General features: G+C 56.2%; 14 protein-coding genes. All 14 read right to left on the reverse strand.

Annotated elements, in window-relative coordinates; genetic code table 11:
- Positions 1-25: 25 nt before the first annotated feature.
- The 14 genes from traI to traU all read right to left on the reverse strand — a co-directional run bounded on the left by traI (position 26) and on the right by traU (position 18,700).
- Positions 26-5,287 carry a conjugative transfer relaxase/helicase TraI gene (traI, locus tag EGY08_RS00500; protein WP_064352027.1) on the reverse strand — a complete coding sequence of 1,754 codons (5,262 nt, stop codon included), beginning with the start codon at positions 5,285-5,287 and terminating at the stop codon, positions 26-28.
- Positions 5,287-7,566: a type IV conjugative transfer system coupling protein TraD gene (traD, locus tag EGY08_RS00505; protein ID WP_064352026.1), complete on the reverse strand. Its 2,280-nt coding sequence runs from the start codon at positions 7,564-7,566 to the stop codon at positions 5,287-5,289. Before traD ends, traI begins: the two co-directional genes overlap by 1 nt.
- A 236-nt stretch (positions 7,567-7,802) precedes the next feature.
- Positions 7,803-8,339 carry a hypothetical protein gene (locus tag EGY08_RS00510; RefSeq protein WP_064352025.1) on the reverse strand — a complete coding sequence of 179 codons (537 nt, stop codon included), beginning with the start codon at positions 8,337-8,339 and terminating at the stop codon, positions 7,803-7,805.
- Positions 8,340-8,349: 10 nt separating this feature from the next.
- The gene (gene traG / locus EGY08_RS00515) at positions 8,350-11,199 is read right to left on the reverse strand and encodes a conjugal transfer mating-pair stabilization protein TraG (RefSeq protein ID WP_064352024.1); all 2,850 of its coding nucleotides are present in this window, start codon (positions 11,197-11,199) and stop codon (positions 8,350-8,352) included.
- Positions 11,199-12,569, reverse strand: coding sequence for a conjugal transfer pilus assembly protein TraH (traH, locus tag EGY08_RS00520; RefSeq protein ID WP_047722560.1), 1,371 nt, complete (start codon positions 12,567-12,569; stop codon positions 11,199-11,201). Before traH ends, traG begins: the two co-directional genes overlap by 1 nt.
- On the reverse strand, positions 12,556-13,134 hold the full coding sequence (gene trbB / locus EGY08_RS00525; protein WP_047722561.1) for a type-F conjugative transfer system pilin assembly thiol-disulfide isomerase TrbB: 579 nt from the start codon (positions 13,132-13,134) through the stop codon (positions 12,556-12,558). Before trbB ends, traH begins: the two co-directional genes overlap by 14 nt.
- Entirely contained in the window at positions 13,106-13,345 is a 240-nt protein-coding gene (traQ, locus tag EGY08_RS00530) for a type-F conjugative transfer system pilin chaperone TraQ (RefSeq protein WP_047722563.1), read from the reverse strand. The genes trbB and traQ overlap by 29 nt, the downstream gene beginning before the upstream one ends.
- Positions 13,346-13,355: 10 nt before the next feature.
- Positions 13,356-14,108, reverse strand: coding sequence for a type-F conjugative transfer system pilin assembly protein TraF (gene traF / locus EGY08_RS00535; protein ID WP_047722564.1), 753 nt, complete (start codon positions 14,106-14,108; stop codon positions 13,356-13,358).
- An 18-nt stretch (positions 14,109-14,126) separates the two neighbouring features.
- Positions 14,127-14,453, reverse strand: coding sequence for a hypothetical protein (locus EGY08_RS00540; protein ID WP_047722565.1), 327 nt, complete (start codon positions 14,451-14,453; stop codon positions 14,127-14,129).
- Between the two features lie 228 nt (positions 14,454-14,681).
- Positions 14,682-14,912: a conjugal transfer protein TrbE gene (trbE, locus tag EGY08_RS00550; RefSeq protein WP_047722568.1), complete on the reverse strand. Its 231-nt coding sequence runs from the start codon at positions 14,910-14,912 to the stop codon at positions 14,682-14,684.
- Positions 14,902-15,183 carry a hypothetical protein gene (locus EGY08_RS00555; protein ID WP_064352023.1) on the reverse strand — a complete coding sequence of 94 codons (282 nt, stop codon included), beginning with the start codon at positions 15,181-15,183 and terminating at the stop codon, positions 14,902-14,904. Before EGY08_RS00555 ends, trbE begins: the two co-directional genes overlap by 11 nt.
- A 32-nt stretch (positions 15,184-15,215) precedes the next feature.
- Positions 15,216-17,090: a type-F conjugative transfer system mating-pair stabilization protein TraN gene (traN, locus tag EGY08_RS00560; protein ID WP_047722571.1), complete on the reverse strand. Its 1,875-nt coding sequence runs from the start codon at positions 17,088-17,090 to the stop codon at positions 15,216-15,218.
- Complete coding sequence (trbC, locus tag EGY08_RS00565) at positions 17,087-17,704, reverse strand: type-F conjugative transfer system pilin assembly protein TrbC (RefSeq protein WP_064352022.1); 618 nt, start codon at positions 17,702-17,704, stop codon at positions 17,087-17,089. The genes traN and trbC overlap by 4 nt, the downstream gene beginning before the upstream one ends.
- A gap of 12 nt (positions 17,705-17,716) precedes the next feature.
- Positions 17,717-18,700: a conjugal transfer pilus assembly protein TraU gene (gene traU, locus EGY08_RS00570; RefSeq protein ID WP_160887030.1), complete on the reverse strand. Its 984-nt coding sequence runs from the start codon at positions 18,698-18,700 to the stop codon at positions 17,717-17,719.
- Positions 18,701-18,709: the final 9 nt, after the last annotated feature.

An 18,709-nucleotide genomic window follows, 5' to 3' on the forward strand; every position in this document is an offset into this window, starting at 1 on the left:
GTGCCTGATAAATGCTGCAGGCGCGTCAGTCGCCCCCGAGGGTTTTCTCCCGGTTCAGGTCACGTACCATGTCCCGTTCCATCTGCTGCAGGCGTTCACGCTGCAAGCTCTCTGAGGCGACCTGCTGTATCGCGGCCTCCTGGCGCCGGGTCTGAGGGTCATCCGGCAGCGGTGTTTTCTCTTCACCCGGGCGGTCACGCTCCAGACCACGAATGACGTCCCCGATAACCTCTTTTATCCGCTCGCCCGGCTCGCCCGCTTTCTTCTCCTCGCCGGCGACTTCCCGGGTCGCCTGCTCTGTCTGTCTCTCCAGCTCCCGGCGCTGTGCCTCTTCTGCAGCCCGCTGTGCCAGCACATCCGGAGGGGGTGTGGTATCCGCACCGGTGTCAGGCAGCGGAAGATTCGGCAGGGGGGCAGCCCAGATGCGCCCGCCGGTGATGGCTTCCGGATTCCAGGGCCGGTCGTCGCCGGCAAGGCGTACTATCACCCCGCTGTCGGGATGGTTACGGGCTGCTCTGACGCCCTCGCCCATGTTCCCGGCCAGCAGACTCTCGCCGTTGCGGCTGTTCTGCAGAGCGACGAACCGGGCCGTTTCGTCCCCCATAATCCGCCCCTCGCCCCCGATGGCCTCCAGCCGCCCGTCCCTGTCGGTCAGCGGACTGAGCCAGATACCGGCCTCCTTGCCGTTTTTATCGAATGCCGGCAGGGCCACATGTGGCTGCGGATATTTTTTACCGGGTGAGATGAATTTACCCGGAGAGCGGCCTCTGGCCAGACCTGACTGTTGCAGGGCAGCCCGGCCTGCGGCGGTTTCATCCAGCGGCTGTGCTCGACCATAGAGCTGACCGGCATTCCTCACCGCCCGGGCGTTCTGCGGTTCGAGCACGTCATGTGCGCTGGCCTTCTCCTGAGAACGGCTGACCGCCGTGGTCCACCCCTCCCGGTTGTCGGTATACACCTGCGCGTGCTGTTTCATGCGCGACAGCGCTACGTAGGCCGACTCAAAGCTGACCATTGCTTTCCGGCGCCCTTCCATGCCTTCGAGTGCGATGGCGAAAGGTTCACTGGCCCCCTGCGCGCCGTGGGCGGTGATGGCGTAGGCAAGGTCGATGTGGCGCTGCGCTTCATCGGCCTTCGGGTTCAGTGTCCGGGTGGTTTTACCGTCAGACAGCGTGACACTGTCACCCGAGACCGCTTTCACCTCCCACACGCTGTTGGCGACATAACCCCGCTCCGGGTCGCTTTTGCTGAAGCGCATCCGGTCACCCTGTGACACGGTGACGTGCTCCGGGCGATATAGCGTGACGCCCTCTGCCGATGCCTCCCGGGGAGAGAGAAACCGGGTATTCCCCTCGCTGTCCTTCAGGGTGATGAGCTGGTTTTCTTTATCGACGCTCTCAATGCGCTGATACGTGTTATCGAGAAGGGCCACGGCGCCCTGATGCTCTGACCACGTGGACAGTTTGCGCAGCTCGCCGTCACGGATGTTGCTCGTGACCAGTACCGGCAGGGTCACCTCATCTTTGCTGACTTCGCCATTCTGTACCCGCGCATCATGGATGAGCCCGTTCAGTGCCCGGCGGTCTGCGTTCAGATGCGTGATGATGAGCGTGTTCGCCTGCGCCGCCGGGGTGCGCCCGGTGTAGTCCTTCACAATCGCATCATGGAGGGACACTGGCGTGACAGGCGGTATTTCCTTACCCTCCTTCAGCGCATCCTGTATCGCTTTCTCCTGTGCCGGCGTGAATTCTGTGACCGAGTTTTCAGGTACCCAGGCGCCGTCCTTTCTGGGCACCTGCTCCGGCGTGACCTGTTCAATTGTGGACAGCGCACGGCTGACATCCCGGTCAATCAGGCTGTAGACCGCCGGTCTCAGCTCAGGCACCTGGCGCACGATTTCTTTCATGATGGCGACGTCGGCCGCGCTGCGCTGCTGCATCAGCCGGAACGGCTGCCCCGGCGCGATGGACTGCAGCTGGTCGGTATCGCCGCTGAGTACGGCACGGCCTCCCCCGGCCGCAATCAGGGAGAGCGCTTTCGCGGTGTCTGCCAGCCCGACCATCGAGCTCTCATCGAGCAGGAACAGCGTGTTGCTGAAATCCGGCGTCTGGCCGTTGCGCTGCTGCAGCTGCGTGTCATGCAGGAATGAGGCGGTGGTCTGCGCGTCAACGCCGGCGCTCTGCATCTCGCCCACGGCGCGGTGTGTCGGTCCCAGACCAATGACGCGCGGGCGGGTCTCTTCCGGCAGCAGGTTGATGGCGCTCATCACAGCTTTGAACTGCGTGGTTTTCCCCACCCCGGCATACCCCTGGACCACGGTGAACCGGTCCGGGGTCTCGAGTATCATCCGGGTTGCCGCCCGCTGTCCGGCGGTCAGGTCCGTCATCAGACTGCCCGGCACCCGGTCCATTAACGGTGCCACCGCATCCTTACCTTCCAGCACCCGGGTCAGGACGCTTTTTTCGGCGTCCCAGGTCTGGCGGGAAATCAGCATGTCGTTGCCATGGCCGGAGGCCACCGGGACATTCAGCAGGCTGCCGGCCTTAATCTGCGCCTGTATGGTTGCCTCGATGTCCTTCATCGGAACCTTACCGCCGCCGGTTTCCAGCGCCGTGGCCAGCAGCTGCGGGCGCGTGAAGGTCAGACTGTTGCTCTCCAACAGCGGGATGGAAAGGTGAATCGCCTGCTCTGCCGGGGTGTGCAGTCCGGCTTTCTGTTGTGCGATGGCCGCCTCCAGGTCTGCTTCTCCCGAGCGGGCCTTCAGCTGCTCTGAGACCACGCTGAACGCAGTGTGACGCGCCAGCTTCTCTGTCGTGCGGGCTTTATCCTGTGCGGAGTACAGCCGGATATGGCTTCCACTCTGTGCCAGCTGGTTGAGCGTGGCATTGTCGAGTTCGCGTTGCGTGACGGAGGCAAAGACGGTCGCCGTTTCGCTGACCGACCGGCCGGGACTCTCCACCCAGCCGTGGCCGACCTTAATCCCGTCGAACGGGCTGCTGCCGACAAGAAGCGTCTGGGTGGTTTTCTGTCCGGGACGCTGAACCGTCAGCTGCCCGGCTTCCGCTTTCAGCACCGTGACACTTTCCCCGCCCTTCAGGCGCGTGTCGGGGATTTTCCCGAGTACCGCCAGACGTTCGCCCTCTGCCACCGGCAGCTTATCCGTGCGAAACAGCGTCCACTGGCTGTCGACGACGGAGACCTTCAGGTCCAGACGCTCTCCCTCACGGTCTTTCAGGGTCAGCATGTTGCTGCTGGCCGTCACCCGGTCAATGACAAAGCGGTCATGCTTCCGGGCCTCAGGGTCCCACCGCTCCATGACCATGCCCTCACGGTAATAGTCCCGCACGCCCCGACTCTTACTGTCAAGCCAGACTGGCGTCAGCGCGGTCACCGTCATGTCCCGGCTGCCGAGCGCTCCCTCATTTTTGAGGGTGTCACGGATAACGCTGTTCAGGACATTCTGCTCACGCGTGCCGCTGATTTGCGCCACACTTTCCTGCCCCTCGCGCACGCTGACGGCGAACTCCTGTGCCAGCCGGCTGTAGCGCGCACTCTTGTCCGGCTCGCTGATGATGTCTGCCGTCGCCTGCTTTCCGCCCTGCCACCTGTAGGTGTTTACGCCGCTGTCTTTCAGGACCGTCAGCGCGCTCCCGGTTCCGCTGCGCTTGCCGCTATCGGAGAGCAGGACCTGCACGTTATGGCGCATGGCGCCATCGAGCAGGGAAATCGTCTCCTTCAGGCTCAGCTTCTCCGCCTGGTCGACAATTAATGTCCCGCCCGGGATAAACGCCGTCCCGTCCTGCAGGGCTGACTTGCCGGTTACGGTTTCTCCGGCCAGTCGCGCATCCCCGGCGAGAAAATCACGGGAGCGATTATCGGCAGCGAGGATATGCACGTCGCGTCCCTGCTCCCGGGCCATCAGCGTCAGCTCGGCCACCCGCTCCCGTTGGCCCGCAGCCCCGCCCTGACCGGCAACAATCCCCATCGCCGGACGGTCCTGCGCCAGGACGCTGACCGCATCGCTGAAGGGTTTTTCGCGCACCACACCTGCATCCGGCGTGACGGAGACGTGGTTCTGGCGCTGGATTTCCTGGCTGAGCGCTTTCACGGAAAGCTCATCAAGGACGTGAATGTTTGAGGTGAAGAGGCCTTTCTCCCGGTCGAGCGGGATAAGCTGCTCCCGTTCAATCGCCGCATCGATGCCCGTTCTCGCCAGTTCAAAGACGCCGGGCTTTGCCTCCAGCTGGCCTACCGTGCGCGCCAGCACATCGGCATACGTAAACTGCACCTTACGGTCGCTGAGACCGGCAATCGCTTTCGTCACCACATCCGCGATATCCAGCCCGTCGGTTTGCACCGGCGCTGCAGGTGCACGGGCTATTTCTTCCGCTCTGGTATCAGCGGCTTCTCGGTAGCCCTGGATGTCAAACCCGGTCTCCTTCAGCGTGTTCATCCACTCCACCATCTTCTCTGCCGGGTCGATGGCTTCCTTTGACTTGCGGGTATCGAGCGCAGCCACATCGCGGGATTTGAGCGACGCATCGGGTCCTGCCGCCTCCCTGAGCTCCTGACTGCGCGTGGAAAACGGCTCGACCAGCACGTCCTTCATCTCCCACATGCCGTGCTTGCCCACCACCTCTGTCTCATACCCGAGCTTTTCCACCAGGGGTTTCAGCGCCTCCCGGTAGAGTTTCCCGAAGGCTATCTGGTTAGCGTACACATTCTCGATAAAACCCGTTTTACCAACCGTATCGGTGCCGAGAGACTGCCACTTGTCCCCGTTCTGCGTGGCATTGATAACGACGGCATGGGTGTGCAGCTGCGGCTCCTGATTACGGTTCGTATCGTGGTTGAATTTCGCCACAATCAGATTGCCGGTCAGTACCGTTTCGCTTTTTCCGTCCGTCATGACACGGGTTGCCGCCAGAGTCTCCAGCTGCTTCACGGCTACCGTCACCGCCTGGTTGTGGGCATCGATAAGACGTTTATCACCGCCCAGCATCGCCATCACCGACACGCTCTTGGGCGCCGAAAAGGTCAGGTCATAACCCGGCCGGTGCTTATTGGCGCCGTCCTGCATCCGGGTCAGGTCGCTGCCATCCGGCAGTTTCCCTTTCAGTAGTTCGGTGAACACGGCCTTGTCGACCGCTTTTCCGTCCAGACCCAGCGCTTCCGCCCCTTTGCCCTGCCAGCGTTCCTCCATGCTGCCGATGACGTAGTAATTGTCTTTGTCTGTATAGTAATTACCGGCACTCCCGGCCGACTTGACGGAGCCAATCGACATCATCAGAAATTCCCTCCAATCTCAATATCATCCTGCTCATCGCGGCGGTGGCTGTGGTTAATGTTGACTTCTTCACGCCGCTGCATCTCGCGCTGCGTCTGCTCATCAGCCAGCCAGGCGTCATACACCTGCATGTCTTCGATTTCACCGTCCTCATTCATGCCAGCCGGCATCATCTCCTGTCCCTGCTCTGCAGGCTGCTGAGCCAACTCCTGTTCGGTGCCGCCGGTCGTGGACGCCGTCGCGCTGGAAGCAGCAGGAGTCGCTGCCGGTGCCGGGCGGGTTAACGGTACGGTCGTGACTGTAGCCTGTGGCGCTTCTGACGCCTTAACGGATGGCGGTGCGGCCAGCGTTTCAGCTGTCGACGCGGACTTCACGGGTGCAGGTGAGACCGGGGCGCTTTCCGGCTCTGGCTGTCCGGGCGATGTCCTGCTGTCTGCATCACTCTGTTCAGGCTCCGGCGCATCCGGCGTGAAAAGCGCCCGTGCCAGACTGCCTTCGGCCTCCCGCGCTTCCAGCAGAGCACTAAGCCGTGCATCCACCCGCGTATCGAGAGTGCGCTGAATAAATCCCTCGGCAATTTTCGGGCGCGGTTTGTACTTCAGGGCCAGCTTCACGGCCGGGTACGGTCCGGGCAGCGTGACGTAACAGGACAGGTCCGGGAGTGTCTGAATATCGGAATAGCTGACCAGCGTTTCACGCTCTTTTTCTTTCCCGGTCGACACACCATCACGAACCGGGTCTGCACCGTAGGAGTACTGCTCGCTGGCCTTGAGGATTTCTTTCTCACCAATCTCACCGGCGGCAAACTCGGCAATCTCTTTACTCGGGGAGCGGAAGAAGGCCCGGGTGTTCATAACGTCAAAGAGCGTGGCGGCGGGTTTCACGCCGTAGATATCTTCCAGCTGGGCATAGGACTGGATACCAAAGACATAGCAGCCGCCGAATTTACGCGCTTCCGGCAGGATTTCGACCAGGTCCGGCAGCTTGTGCAGCGTTGGCAGTTCGTCAGCAAAAATCCACACGCGCCGGTTACGGTTCTCCCCCATCGCCAGCAGGCCGCGGATGGCAATCGACAGCCACATAGATATAACCGGCTTCAGGGAGGCATGAGTGTCAGCGTTGGAGGAGATAAACAGCCAGCCGTTGGGTCGGTCCTCACGGACACCGCGCATCCAGTCCCGGATAGTGAACGGCTCGCCGTTCTTCTCAATCCCCTGCAGATAGCGGATGGCCTTAACGTAGTTAGTGAGTACCGCACGGATACTGATAGCGGTCTTCTCAATCTTCTCTTCCACCAGGTTCGCCGCCGGGGTGTTCTGCAGATAGGCGCGCAGCTTGTCAATTTTGATAGAGAGCATGGTATCAACCAGCTTCTCGTAGCTACGGTCATTGTCTTCACGCATCAGGTAGGCACCTTCGGCAAAGATGGTGCGCCCTGAGCCCTGCCAGAACGGGTCCTCTTTGGTCCCCATAGGAATAAGGGTGTTGGAGATGTTGTCAAAATCTGGCAGCGACAGGCACTCTTTCCATAAGTCCCATGCCGCACAGCGCGAATCCAGAGGGTTGAGGATTTTATCGAGCGAAGGGTCGTAATAGCTTTTGACGAACTCACAGGAGCGGTCGTAGATGATGGCCATATCGCCCCGGGCGCGGACGTAGTTCAGGAGACGGCGTATCACTTCGGATTTACCGGAGCCCACGGTCCCGTGCAGACAGAAGTTCTGGATTTCAGAGTTCAGCAGTATCGGCAGGTCGCCAATTTTAATATCCGAGGCCATGCCGTCGCGCTTCATCTGCCGGGCGACCTCTTTGGGCTTGTCGGACAACTGGCGCCCGCCGGTATTCTCATCCTCGCTTTGCTGTTTCCCCTGACGGCCCAGCACCCAGCTGGCAACGAAGAAGGCAATAATGCAGATAATGAGCGATACCACGGCAGCGAAAACAAAACTTGTCCACAGCTGTTCGCCACACCAGACCGTGTATTTGTCGGAAAGAATCTGCTCGGCGGTGAACTCCAGTGAATGTCCGTAATACTGAATGGTGTAGACCGGCTGAGAGCGCATGATGTCGCGCATCGGTGCGAGCGTCGTGCACCACCAGTACACGCTGCCGTTCACAAAGGTCTGCCAGCTGAGGCGGAACATCAGCAGCAGGCCGCACAGGCCCCAGAAGAGAATAAACAGCACGTAGAGCATGATATTGGCAATCTGACCGAACATACGGAAACGCATATTCGCGATCTGACCGCCCTGGGTCATATCTTTGGCATTAAAACTCATGGCAATAGTCCGTCAAAAAACCATTGAGGAAGAGAGGCCGGATATCAGGAAAATATCCAACAATAGTGTATTACGTCATTGAATTATTCCGCCGATGGCGGCAACGCCTAACAGATGCACAAATAAATTGCGCACCTGCTCACCGTTTGAATTAAAACACTTAAATAACACATTGAAAATTATGAGAATTAACCAGCCAAGTTAAAAATGCCGGTTGGTTAATAACAGAACTCAAGTTATTGTACCGACTTAGCCTCTTTATTTCTGAAAGACTCAACAACTGACGTGAGTGTTGCTAATTGATATCGACCAAGATCGATATTCATTATCATAATTGTTAGTATAAGGCTAAATCCTGTAACAACAATAAAGATAATCGCATTAATTCCGTTGTATGCAAAGAAAAATGCCAAGCATGAGAATATAACAAAAACCACCATACCATACACTTTGCATTTCTTAGCTAAAAAACCAAAAAATAACGATTCTTTCCTGAAAGATTCAGGTAAAGAAAGGAAGAGCGATCGGGTATTCGCAGTTGCAATGATAGAAAATACGCCCACAGCCCCAGCAAAAACCATTGCTGCGATCCTATCAAGTCCAGTAGAAAGATCACTTATCCCATAGGAGAAATATGATGAAAGAAAAAACCATAACATGCATACTATGCCGGGCCAGATACAGCTCCAGAATGAGGGGATCGTCAAGTCCTTATGAGTCAGGATCTGTTTTAGTTCTTCGATTTCACTTTGTATTATTTGATGGGTTAACATCCTATTCTCCCTACCTCTTTGATTCGTCTTTTTCTAATTTGTTTGCTTTATCCAAAAGTTCTTTAGTTGTATCCGCACCAGGCAATTTAATCTGGTTATCCTTCATATCATTATAAGAGCTTTTGAAATCATTTCCTTTTGTTTTGTGTTCATTTTCCAGTTCAGCATTCTCTTTTTTCACCTCACCGCCTTGCTGTTGTATGCCTTCACGGGATTCCTGATGCTGTTGGTTATTCTGTGCTATCATCCCATCCACTTTCTGCCCCACATTATCCTTAATCCCCGCATCTCGTGTCATCGCTTCGATATTGCCGGCATTATGTCCGTAGTCAGCCATTACCGAACCACGATCACCACCACCTGATACACCGGACATGTTCTGACCGATGCTTTCGCGGCCCTGCTGATAAGCACCATTAACTTTTGGTTCAACCTGCGCTTTGACGAATTCACGCGCCAGTGCTTCACGCTGTGCAGCGACTTCTGGCGAACTTGTGTCGGTCAGAATGGCTTCTGCATTCTGCGGAGAGCGCTGTTGGACAAAGTTAGCAAACTGCTGAGTCAGGTTCTCGTTCATCTGGCCGCTCATGCTCTCTGTACGGGATGCCATCTCACTGTATTCATGGCTACGAGTCCGGCTGTTCGTATACTGGTCATAACTATTTTTTGCGCTAGAGAGTGATGCAGCAAACTGCTCAACACGCGAACTGGCATTATTATCGGTAATATTACCAGATATGGTGGTTTTGCGGCTGGTAAAGTAGTCAGATGCTTCTTTAAAATCTCTGGCAGCCTGACTGCTGGTATCATGTCGACTGTCATGAGATGACCTTCCAGATTCGTTTGTCGAATCAGTAGAGCCACTTGATGCATTCAATCCAGCACTAATTTTTGCTCCCCCCTCAGCAGACAGGCCTGTAGCCCATTTACCCAGTTTCCCGGCCAGCTGATCACCAGTACTCCATTTTGCATTACCATACATCTCACCTGATACAGACCCTTTCGTTGACTTATCCATCAACTGCTGGAATGACTCTTCATTGCTGATGTTATTGGCCTTCGCATTTGAAACAACGGCATTCCACATTTTGCTTCTGGCCATTGAGTCCTGCGACGACTCAGTATTATCGGCCCCGGTTGTTGTCGACGCGCTGTTCCCTTTATTTGTGCCGAACTGCTGCAGGCTGTTCCAGGCACTTGTCACGCTGCTGTTATAACCATGCAGAGCACTTTCAGCCTGCACATCCGACTCTCTGGCCATCTGCTGCTGCGCACTGGCTATCTGACGACCGACGTTGATATCCACCGGCAGTTTTGACATTGCACCACCACTGTCCCAGACCATTGAGCCATCCCTGGTCTGCGTGCTCATTGCCCCATTCCCCAGCTGCCGCGACATCTGCCCGAAGCTGGTCGTGCTGTTGGTACCCCAGCTGTAGCCGCTGACGTTTTCCATCTGCATGTTTGAGAAGGAGTAATTACCATCCACAACTCCCGATGAAGCCTGAGACGTCGAGCTGAGTCCCGAGGAGGCAAAGTGGCTGTATGCGCTGGAGAAGCCGGCACCGATATTTTTGACCATATACCAGGTGAGCGGCGGTATCATCATCGAGATATACCCGGCCGTTGTCGCAATATCCGAATTCTTCAACTGCACCTGAGAGAGCTCAGAGAGAACCACAGGGACACCGTTCTGTTTTGCGTAGTAGGCCATCGCGCTGTTCAGGATGGAGAAGACAAGTGGCCAGGACTGCAGCCATATCAGGGCAAACGCGTAGCCCTTTATCACCTGCAGCGTCATCATGTTGAACATCGCGCTCATAATCAGTATGGGGAACAACCCAATCATGATACCCATGATCACCGTCTGCATCATTGGCAGGGAGCGCAGGGCCTGATGCCCCATCGTGGCCTGGGCCAGGCGTTGTTTCTCCAGCGACGTGGTGTTGGCGATGTTCACCAGACTTGCCGTGTCGCCGCTGCGGGCCGCGTAACTCTGGATGCCGTTGCGCAGCGCATTCATGGTGACATTCTGCCGGATAATCTGCCCGGCATTCTGGCCTGAGCTGTAGAAGTAGCTGTAACTGTCGCCTATCATCTGGCTGAACAGCAGGTCCGGATTCGGTTTGCCACCAAACAGCTGGCGTACATAATAACTCCATGTTTTCCCGCCGGTCTGAGAGTCGAGTGCTAACGCTGACTTCAAATCACGTGAAGCCTCCAGACAGGTCTGGAACTTGTTGTTTTTATCGAATACCCCTCTCAGCGGGCTGGGATTAGAAAACACCAGTGTGTACGGGTCGGGCGAGTTCATCAGTTCTTCAAGGGTGTATTTGCCATTGAGAAAGATGTCACCCATCACGCAGTTCTGGACATAGTCGGAGAACAGCGTGGTAATTTCGGGGTTCTGCGAAACAAAATCCGTGCTTTTCGCCACCAGGTTTCCGCCAAATAGCATCCCGGTCTTACTGTAGGTGACACTGTCGGGCAGGGAGAAAATCATCTCGTAGCTCTGTACCAGGGCATTACCCACACGCGTGGTCAGCGACGCCGGAATGGCCAGGCCAACCGGGACGTTATCCACTTTGTAGACCTGCGCCACGTTGCTGTAGTCGATTATCTGTACAGGTGTACGGACGATAACCAGCATCGAGACCAGGGTCAGGGAAAACACCCAACCGACAAGGTCCATGATGTTGTGTTTTTTCACCCAGCTGACGGCCACAATCAGCACCGAAAACGCGATGCACATTTTCTCAATGGACGACCAGGTGGCGGTCCCCATGAACGCCGCGATGGCATTGAGATTACCCCGCAGCCAGTCGCCGCCGGCGATGGTGTAGATTTCAAGTGGCGTCATCAGAGGCTCCCTCCGAAATGGTAGTTGTTCTGGTAGCGGGTCATCATGCGGGCGGAGACTTGCTGGCGCATGTAACTCATCTGCCGGTCAACAACCAGCAACGCGTCCTGCTGGACCTGCACTCGGGACTGGAAAGCAGCAATCTGCACACTCGCCTGATTCAGGTTTTCCAGAATTAAATCCATTGTCGACTGCGGGTAGTTACCGGTTGAGACCATCGCCCGGGCCTGCTGGATGAGCTCCTGAATGTACTGCAGCAGAATGTCGTAGCCGATATAGTCCGTCAGCTGGTAGATGAGCGTATTAGACACACCGAGCATCTGCGGGTCGACAAGATATTTGAATACCGGGATGGTCGTGCTGCTGATAAAGCCTTTTTCCATTTCTGTGAGCGGCTGGTCTGCAACGGCCTTATTCTGAATACTGCTCAGGAGAGCAGAAATCTGGTTTTTCAGCGCTTTGTCTGAGGCGATGGAGACCGTTGCGTCGGCGACTACTTTCAGGCATTTTTCAGAATCATTGCAGTGGTAGATTTTAGCAGTACCACCTTCCATCATGGCTTTAATCAGGTCCTGGTCTGTGGTGCGCGCCGGCAGTGGAGTAATTTCACTGTTCTCACCAAAAATCAGCGTCCCGGTCAGCGTCATCACAAACTCTTTCAGCTCTTTGTTTCCGTCAAAAAGCCGGTTTTTGGACAGGGCGTTCCACATGATATTGATGTTCTTCATGACGCGCTCCTTGTCCTTGTCGCTGGCTTTGTCCTGCACCTTGCCCATCTGCCCGCCGACCGAACAGCCCTGACGAGACGCCGCCCAGTCGGCAAAGATATTGCTCTCGCCGGCAATGTCCTGGCAGACTTTCTGCTGCGCCACCTGGGTGCGGGGGAACAGACCACCCACAATGCCCTGTGCGGCCTGGCACGAACTGAGGTTCATGCTGTTAATGTCGCTGGCCATCTTCTGCAGGAAGTCTTTGGCAGTTTTGATTTCGGGTACCGTGGTCTGCAGGGCAAGGTCAAAGAAGTAGCCCGCGGCGTTGGACATGATTTGTTTGCCGAAGCGCTGCAGCTGCTCGCTGTTAATGAAGCTGAATGAGCCCAGGTACGCATCGATGCCGCCGCAGCCAGCGTTAATATCCGGCAGGGTCATGCTGACCAGCTGGATCGTTTTCACCTGTGTTCTGGCATACAGCGAACCGCCGGAGGCGTAGCCCGCTGCCTGCCCCTGCCAGACCTGCGGCTGGCTGGTATTGGACGCGAACCCCAGCTTGTTGAAGAAGTTGTTCATATCGCCGTTCACATCGGCGGCGGCCGGGAGAGACAACCCCAGCAAAAAACCGCCCGCCAGCGCGGCCCTTTTAATGTTGCCCATTCCCGGTCGCCCCCATCATCTGAAATACCGTATCCACTCGCGCCATAAAACCCTGCGCATCTGTGGCACCCTGCAGAACCGGGTAAGCGGCCAGCGTATTCACGTTGACCAGAAACGTGGTCGGCGTGGCCACCGGGATATTGGGGAAAAAGGTCTGCATCACCTCAGGCGGTACCGGCAGCGCCTCGGGAAATGCCTCATCGCCCTGTCCGTCAATGGTATAGGGGAAGACAGAGAAGCCGTACTGCGTGGCCAGCTGCTTCAGGACCGGGTCAAACTTATGGCAGTACGGGCACTTCCCCTGCATGAACAGCACGACTTTCCAGTCCCGAAGGTCCACCTGCCTGCCGTTGCTGAGCCGAAACCAGCGGGGCTGAGAAGCCGGCGTCACCGCGTGCGGAGCGCCATCCCGCCGGGAGGCAGATGAAGCACCGGAGATACCCTGCGGGTCCCAGAGCGACTTCACCTCATCAAGCGTCCCTCCGTGCCCCATGCCGGAAAGGGTCAGGAGTAAGGCCGCCGTTTTGATTGCTGTTTTAGTTGTGTTCTTCAGGTTGTTTTTCACGGTTTTTTTCCTCCTTTTCGGCTTCGGCAATGAGGGCGTTGAGAATGCGGTACCCGCCGAAGATGACCATTCCTAAACCCAGAATTTCTGCGGCCTGCATGGCCATTTCAGGCTGTTTCCTGACAAGCCTGGCTATCAGGTGAAAAAACACTCCCACAGCCAGCACCCACATCCCGGTGATATCTAAATCGGGGAAACGAATCTTTCGCATCACTCATTCCTTAAAAATTGGGTTTAAAGTCGCTGGAGACATAGAGGAACTGCTTCGCCAGGTCGTCCTGGCTGATGAAGCCGTAACTCAACGGCTTCACCTGGCCGCTTTTCGGGTCGACCAGCATCATCGCGGGGAAGTACTTCACGCCGAGTTGTGCGGCCTGTCCCTGGTCAGTCCGGCTGTCGGGCAGCATGGGGTTAATAACGCCGTCGACCGACACAGGTATTACGCTCAGGCCGTAGGTTTCTCGGAAGTTCTGAATCACCTGGACCAGCTGGCCGTCAATGGCTTCGCGGCCCCGGTAAAAGAACATCACGCCAAAATGCTGCGCGAGGGTGGAGATAGCCCGGCGCTGTTCGGCATAATCGGCGGCCAGCTGGTTTTTTACCGTGCCGTTGTAGTGGCTGTACTGCAGGTTGTAATCGAGTTCCGGGTGCGCCAGCATGGCTTTCTTCGCGCTCATCGAGAACAGGCCGGCCTGCTGCGTCCAGTAGTTCTGCAGCCGGAAGTACTTCACAAAGGCCGGTACTGAGGGATACATAATCGCTTCCGCTAGGGCTTTCTTCGTCGCCTGCTGCAGGAGAGCCTGCTTCTGGAGAATATCCATTTGCGGTGGCGGGGCCGCCGGTATTGGCGGCTTTTCAGCTTCCCGGGGCTTCTGTTTCTCGTTGTACCACTGCCAGCCCGCATCTTTGGCGAAAGCCGGCAACAGGGTGCAGCAAAGGCACCCCGCCAGAAGGGCGGTGTGTGTTTTTCGCATGATAAATACCTGTTTTAATCAGTGTGGCTGGCGGGAAAGTTGCCGGTAGGCAGCGTGTTTATCGAGCAGGTGAATGACTTCACCCTGACCATTGCGCAGTTCAAAGCGGTAGCCGCTGCAGTAAAGGGGGAAATCGTTTATCGTTAAATTAACCCGCTCCCCGTCCTGGACCACCCACGCGGCCTGGGAGACCCTGTCGCACTGGATACCCCATGCACGGTTGGTCGCCATAAACGCATTAATCTGTTTGTCCCGCCACAGGCTGAAGGACATGATACTGACCAGAAAAATAACGAAGGCCGCGACGCAGAACATCATCAGGCCATCTCCCTTTTTCTCTTCCATGAACACTCCTGTTTATTCTGCCGATTAACGATGTAAAAACCTGCCGTTATGGCAGAAGTCGTCTGGCTAAAATCATGAGCAAAATAATGCAGACAAGAGACTGAGCGACCACAAATGCATCGTCACTCGTGAGTAACTTAGCTATGCATACCGGCAGCAAAACAAGAACGAGAGCCACTCCTGCACCTTTTCGCCATTTTTTTATTTTTTGGATTGTGCCCGCCCGCTTCATTTTTTCACCTTCTGTAAAAGCCCGAGCAGGGCAGAAACAAACAGATAATTCACCAGACCGATACCACCTGTAACCAGAATAAAGATAACGCTCACGACATAATCGCTGCCCGATGTCCCGGTGACCGCATCCCATGAGAAATACACCACCGGGGAAATAATAATGAGGGTCAGTACCAGCCTCAGCGAGAAATCAATGGCAGGATATTTGTGAAAATTAACTTTCATTCTTTTCTCTCCCGTTATGTATATTCTGTTTTATACCGTCAACCTTGTGCAGCCCGATAACGTAGAAGATGAGTGATGCCGCCCCCATCCCCATCGATTCAGACCCGCCCCGGGCAGACAGTACGGCAAACGCAACGGCAACAGCCGCCTGGCACGCCAGGGCACCCAGGAATATCATGAGCAGACTGCGACCTGACATGAACAGGGCAATACAGGCCGGAATAAAAAGAAAGACCACAAGCAGAACAACGACCATCAGGGACGCAGCCATTTAGTCACCTTTGATATGTTATTAATGAGGAGTTACTTTGCTGAAGACTGCGTGAGAAGCTCTTTGATGCGTTCTTTCGTTTTTTCTGTCAGCTCTGCGTTCTCGGGGATGGCCTGGTTATTCATTAAATCCTCCATGAAGTTTGTGAAATCCAGCTGGTCAAAGTTGATACGCTGAAGTTCGTCCACGCTGATACCCCGACAGTCCGGGCTTTTCGCGCCGCCAAATCCGATATGCAGCTGGCCGTTACGTCCCTGCTGCTGAACAATCTGCGCGAGTTTTGAATCGAACTGACAGTAGCTGCGCTTTTTCTCCAGACAGACACCCAGGACTTTTTTCGAACAGAACTCCCCGATGCTGATGGTCAGCTTGTTGGTTTTCGCTTTGGCCAGCGCTTTCTCTTCGCTGCTGCAGCGGGCCAGTCCCACATCCTGGCCCCAGCCACTGTCCTTGCAGCAGTTACTGAATCCGGCCGCGAACTTTTTGCAGTATTTCGCGTTGCCGGTGAAGGCCCTGACATTTACGCCGTCCATCTCAGCCACGTCCTTACCAGCTGCCGCGAGTGCCGCCAGTTCGGAGACTGCCTGACCAAAATCATTGTTCTTCCCGGAGGCCGCCTTATCGCATTCGCCATCGAGACAGAACACATCCCCGCCACAAATCATCTGCTTCCCGCTGGTCCGCGTCTCACAGGAGTACGTGGCGTATTCATGAAGACAGGTTCCCTCTTCACTGGAGAACGCACACTGCCGGAATGACAGGGTGCAGGCTTTGTTATCCATCAGAGACTGGCAGGCGCCAAAATCTGCAGGCTGAGTAATGTAAGTGTCCCTGTAAGCCCAGCAGGCCTGATGCACCGAATATGCTTTACCATCCTGCCAGACCTCTTTCGTACCTCCTGGCTCAGTACATTCTGACGATGTTTTGTTTCCTTCATCTTTGTTAAAGGCGCAGTTCTCAACCCAGGTGATGTCAGGTTCCCATTCTTTTGAGGCGACCTGCATTGTGGCGCGGATGTTCAGCGTGATGTAACCGGAGCGGAGATTCCGGGCCAGCACGCCGGCGAAGTAGCTGACCGAATAGCTGTCATGCAGCTTAATGGTCATAATTTCATCCCGGCCTTCCACAACCTGATAACCGCCACCGGAAAGGGTTTTCCACTCCTGCCCCCCTTCCACACGAACCGAACCGCCAAGGGCATAGAGCGTCCTTGCCTGCCCCGGAGGCGCATAATTCGGCAGGCTGGTAATGAAATACTGCGCCTCTGCATGAATAAGCGTCCCTGTCACACCGAAGCTGAAGCGGACTTTTACCTGGTCGCCTTCCTGCCACGCATCCTTCAGCGCCACGCTGTAAACATCTGTCGTCGTCGTATCGTTATAGTGACCGGTAATGGTCGCTGTCCGCATGCAGTACTGCTCAACCTGAAGGTCGCGCTCACAGGTGTGGTTCGTGAATTCGCTGCGGTTCACTACCTGTGCCATACAGGCCTGGCCGGTATCCCCGACAATCGTATCCGCCCGGGATTCGATGTCTTTTGCCGACTGAATAAACGGTGCATCCGGGGAAATCAGGTCCGGTGGCCGGTTTGTGAACGATTCGGTAATGATTTTGCCGGTCTCGCCCTGGCTGAACTCAGAGGCCGAGTCACCTTTCAGGGAACTGTCTCCGCTGGCAGTGACGCCACCGTAGTATTTTGTCTGGTCCGGGCTGTCGGTATACCCCGGCAGGTTTTGCTCGCCGCTGAAGTTTTTCAGCGAGTCAATCCCGCTGCCCTGCACCTGCTTCGCAAAATCCGACCCGGCTTTATAGTCGGTACCGCTGTCAGCACAGGCCGGTGATGCCAGCCAGATGAAGGCACTGAGGACAGAGGCGTGTAGTGTCAGAATGAGCGGGAGTTCTTTCACCGGATACCTCCCAGCATTGTTCTGGCTGTCTGTGCGCAGTCACCTGTTTCCGCCACTTTCTCCAGCGCCTGTTTCAGGCGAATATTGCCGCGCACCACGTCGAACCCCGTCTGACACCGGACCACCAGGGCCGGCACACTCCGGATGTTGTACTGTGAGTACAGCGTCGGATCTATTTGAATGCCGTCGGTAACGCCATCCTTTACCAGCTGCAGCACCGCGTCAGTGGTGGTCTTCATATCGTTATTGATAAGTCCCCGCAGTGTTGCCGGAATACCGTACTGGCGGGTTTCATGCAGCATGCGCTTCAGCCCCTCTTCCGGTATCGAGAAGGAGACAAAGTACAGCGCCCCTTCTGTCGGCTTTTCCTGATTCGCTGCTTTCTGCTGGCTCAGAAGATTATCGATAAACTGGCTGTCTGAGCGGTTGAGTGGATTGCGCTTGATCTGCGCTTCCAGCTCCTGTTGCAGCTGTCTGTCGGGATGCTGGCGCAGCTGCTCGCTTAAATTCTCCTGCTGTTTCAGCCAGTCTCTGTCTTCGGTTGTCGGGCCAACGGCCCCACACACCTTCATGGTCAGTAAGGCCATCACTATCATCGCATTGATAAATTTCATCGAAGACTCCTGTCAGAGGAAGACGCAGTTACGTTTACGCCACATCAGATAGCCGTAGTTTTTACGCGTATTGGGCGGGTTTCTTCCGGTTTCCCAGCGCATCACGCTGCGCCCCAGAGGGTGACACTGGCTGCTGTCCGGATACATGTTCACCATCTGATAACGCCAGCGCTCTTTAGGAATGATCGGGGACGGATACTCATAGCAGACCGCCTTGTCTTTGCCGATGCTCTCCATGATCTGTCCCTGTCGGTGAAGCTTGTAGGCCATGCGCTCACTGACCAGTAACGAGGACTGCAGCGGACTGGACTCATTGCTGACCCAGCCGCTAAAGGGATACATCGAGCCCTGGGAGCCGGCACACCAGAACAGAACATCCAGCGGCATATGAAACGCGCTGGCCATCGCATCCGCAGCGCAGGCACCCTGCGCAATGGGATTGGCAAACAGAATGGCTTCCGGATTCAGGATGGTAGTCAGACTGCTGTCCACCCAGGTCGGGTCAATCTCGGAGAGATACGCAATATCCATATCTCCCCCTTCCAGGCAGCCCGCTGACGTGATGATGTTCAGCCAGTACGTCAGCGGATACTTGTACCAGTGAACGTGATAGAAGGCCCCGTTCACCTGTTTGTCGTCCTTTTTCGCCGTCCCCATGCCGGTCTTACCGAGGTTGATACTGAATCCGCCCAGATTGACCATGCAGCCCGGCGAACGGCTGACGTCCGTCATGGCCATCGGCTCCCAGTACCCGATGGCCAGGCCGGGGCGAACAAACAACGGTGGTGGAGCCGGGCAAAGCTGCAGGGGACTCCCGGGATTGCTGGTATCTGGCTGGTCGCCTTTGCCGACCTGCACACTGCCGAGCGACAGGGGGAAGATACAGCGCCAGCACACATCGGTGATCGGGTTAACGAATCGCCCCTCACAGGAAGAGTCAGCAGCCGCACTGAGGCTGTACCCCCACAATGTCAGGGCACTCAGGAACAGAGTCAGGGTTCTCAC

The sequence above is a fragment of the Klebsiella sp. FDAARGOS_511 genome (assembly GCF_003812845.1).
Lineage (GTDB): Bacteria > Pseudomonadota > Gammaproteobacteria > Enterobacterales > Enterobacteriaceae > Klebsiella > Klebsiella grimontii.